This window comes from Moorena sp. SIO3I6, from assembly GCF_010672095.1.
On the sequence record NZ_JAAHHU010001630.1, the window covers coordinates 1 to 1,115 of the forward strand.

Below are 1,115 nucleotides of genomic sequence, written 5' to 3' on the forward strand. Positions count from 1 at the left end.
TGATGAAAATGCTGTCTATACCTACGCTAGTCCCAAAATCTGGGATTTACTCGGTTATGAACCATCAGAAGTAGTGGGCAAAACTCCGTTTGACTTAATGTCACAGGAAGAGGCAAAACGTGTGATGGAAATTTTGGCTTCCTTTACCGTTTTAAAACACCCCTTTAGCAACTTGGAAAATACCAGAATTCACAAAAATAGTCAGTTAGTGGTTCTGGAAACCAGTGGTGTACCAATTTTTGATCGTCTTGGCAAGTTTTGTGGTTATCGAGGGGTTGATAGAGATATCACTAAACGGAAACAAACAGAATTAGAAATTATCAATGCACTGGCTAAATAAAAACAACTTGGGGAGCTAAAATCTCGGTTTATTACCATGACATCTCACGAATTTCGTACCCCTCTAACAACGATTTTTTCATCAGCAGAGTTACTGGAACATTACGGTAATAAATGGTCAGAATGTAAAAAAAATAATCACCTACATCGCATTCAAAACATGGTTCAACATATGACCAGAATTTTGAATGATATCTTGCTTATTGGCAAGGTAGAAGCCGGTAAAATAGAGTTACAGCTAAAGCCGATAGACTTGGAAAGTTTTTGCACCGATTTAATTTATAAAATCCAGCTTAATGACCGAAATGAGCACACAATAAAATTTACTTATAGCTTAGAAAATTTTGAAAAAAAATTAGGTAGTAATCATGGAAAAAATAATGCGGCTAGTTCGTTCTTATCCGCCCGACCGTATATGGATGAAAAATTGCTTAGGCAAATTTTGGATAATTTGCTGAGTAATGCACTGAAGTATTCTCCCAAAGGTAGCACGGTTGAGATTAAACTCACTTGCTCTGCCAATCAGGCTATCTTTAAAATCAGCGATCAAGGTATTGGTATTCCTGAAGAAGACCAAGGACTACTCTTTGAGACGTTCCATCGAGGTACGAATGTCGGGACAATTACCGGCACTGGCTTAGGACTGGCAATTGTCAAAAAGTGTCTCGATATCTACCAAGGTCAAATTGATCTAGAAAGTGAGGTAACTGTCGGTACAACGTTTACTGTAACCCTGCCAATATATTACTTGCTATCAAATTAATGATGAGAAAAAT

General features: G+C 37.4%; 2 protein-coding genes. Both read left to right on the plus strand.

Annotated features, from left to right (window positions below; all coding sequences use genetic code 11):
* On the plus strand, positions 1 to 340 hold a 340-nt coding region (locus F6K49_RS51815; protein WP_293110815.1), incomplete at its 5' end, for a PAS domain S-box protein.
* A 30-nt stretch (positions 341 to 370) separates the two neighbouring features.
* Positions 371 to 1,102 (plus strand): HAMP domain-containing sensor histidine kinase, encoded by a 732-nt coding sequence (locus F6K49_RS51820; protein WP_293110817.1) that lies wholly within the window; start codon positions 371 to 373, stop codon positions 1,100 to 1,102.
* The last annotated feature ends 13 nt before the right edge of the window (positions 1,103 to 1,115 follow it).